The sequence below is a fragment of the Streptomyces sp. NPDC052396 genome, assembly GCF_044593195.1.
Classification (GTDB): domain Bacteria; phylum Actinomycetota; class Actinomycetes; order Streptomycetales; family Streptomycetaceae; genus Streptomyces.
This window is the reverse complement of the sequence record NZ_JBIUAW010000037.1, coordinates 1-1,769: the sequence shown is the minus strand read 5'-3', so window position 1 is coordinate 1,769 and position 1,769 is coordinate 1. Positions and strand designations below refer to the sequence as shown.

The 1,769-nt window shown below is 65.3% G+C and carries 2 protein-coding genes; one reads left to right on the top strand and one right to left on the bottom strand.

Features of this window, described 5'->3' with window-relative positions; genetic code table 11:
- Position 1: 1 nt before the first annotated feature.
- Positions 2-1,246, bottom strand: coding sequence for an RNA-guided endonuclease InsQ/TnpB family protein (locus ACIHFE_RS34495; protein WP_400113035.1), 1,245 nt, complete (start codon positions 1,244-1,246; stop codon positions 2-4).
- 27 nt (positions 1,247-1,273) lie between these two features.
- On the opposite strand from ACIHFE_RS34495, the gene tnpA reads away from it, so the two are divergent.
- Positions 1,274-1,690: an IS200/IS605 family transposase gene (gene tnpA / locus ACIHFE_RS34490; RefSeq protein WP_400113033.1), complete on the top strand. Its 417-nt coding sequence runs from the start codon at positions 1,274-1,276 to the stop codon at positions 1,688-1,690.
- Positions 1,691-1,769: the final 79 nt, after the last annotated feature.

Here is a 1,769-nt window from a genome sequence, read left to right as displayed (position 1 = left end):
CCTAAAGTCCAGGGATTCCGGCCTGGGTCGTCTGACCCTTCCGGGGGCTTCCTGCTTCACCGCGCTGTGCGGGCACGGGTGCCCGTCTTACCGGCGCTCCACAGGCGTTTGGCGTCTCCGCCCGTCCGGCGGCGACGATTCGGCGTCCTTCGAGCAGGACGTTGCGGGCTGCGTTGTGGTCGCGGTCGTGCACGGTGCCACATTCGCCGCACATCCACTTGCGGATGTGCAGGGGCTTGGGGCCGTCCCGGAATCCGCAGGACGAGCAGACCTGAGAGGACGGGAAAGCGCGGTCCACCTTGGCGAAGGTGCGGCCGTGCAGAGCCGCCTTGTACTGCAGCATGCCGACGAACGCGGACCATCCCGCGTCGTGCACGGACTTGGCCAGCCGGGTGCGGCCGAGGCCGGACACCGCGAGGTCCTCCACATACACCGCTTGGTTGTCGCGAATGATCTGTGTGGAAACCTTGTGGTGCCAGTCCCGGCGCCGGTCGGCCACCTTGGCGTGCTGGCGTGCGACCTTGATACGGGCCTTATCCCGGTTTTTGGATCCCTTGGCCTTACGGGACAACTTCCGCTGAAGACGCTTGAGTTTCTTCTCCGCCCGGCGCAGGAAGCGCGGGCTGTCGATCTTCCTGCCGTCGGACAGGACGGCGAAGGCGGACAGGCCGAGGTCGATACCGGCGTCGGTCTCCAGCTCGGGCAGGCTGTCCGGCTCGGTGTCCACGACGAAGCTAAGAAAGTAGCGGCCGCAGCTGTCCTTGGTGACGGTCAGGGACGTGGGTGCGGCCGGAAGCCTGCGCGACCACTTGACCTTGAGGTTGCCGGCCTTGGCCACGTACACCGTGCCGTCGCCCTGGAGGCAGAAGGCGTTGGTGTTCAGGCGGATCGACTGCCGGGTGTCCTTCTTCGACTTGTAGCGGGGAGGGCCGACCTTGCGGCCCTGCCGCTTGCCCTTGAGGCTGTCGAAGAAGTTCTTGTAGGCGGCATCCAGGTCCCGCAGGGACTGTTGCAGGACGACCGCCGACACGTCGGCGAGCCACGCGCGTTCGGCAGTGCGCTTGGCCTGGGTGATGCGAAGCCGGGACAACTCGGCCGACGTCACATACGGCAGCCCGGCCGCGTGCGCTTGTTTCCGGTCGCGCAGGCAGTCGTTCCACACCACGCGGGCGCACCCGAACGCACCGGCCAGCGCACGACGCTGTGCGGCGTCGGGGTAGGCCCGGTAGTTGTAGCGGAGCTGCACAACCAAGATCCTACTACGATTGGTCTCATGGAGGGGCAGAACGACTACAGGCGGGGCAGACACGTTGTATCGGCGATGCATGTGCACTTGGTCTTCGTGACCAAGTACCGGCGCGGGGTGTTCAACGACGAGATGCTGACACGCTGCGAAGAGATCATGCGCAAGGTCTGCGAGGACTTCGAGGCGGAGCTGAAGGAGTTCAACGGCGAACCCGATCACGTCCACCTGTTGGTGCACTACCCGCCCAAGGTCGCCGTCTCCAAGCTGGTCAACAGCCTCAAGGGCGTCTCCGCCCGCCGGATACGGCAGGAGTTCACCGGCCGGATCAACCGCGCCATCATGCATGGGCACCTGTGGTCGCCCTCATACCTCTCCGCATCGTGCGGCGGAGCACCGTTGGCGATCGTCCGCCAGTACATCGAGCAGCAAAAACGTCCGCTCTAACGTGCACGTCAGAGCAGCCTTGAGATGCATTCATCCCCGGCGTGAACGCCGTGGCTTTCTGCAAGAGTCCCGGTAAACG

Coding starts and splice junctions, on each gene's coding strand:
- tnpA (WP_400113033.1), top strand. CDS start 1,274: ATGGAGGGGCAGAACGACTACAGGCGGGGCAGACACGTTGTATCGGCG.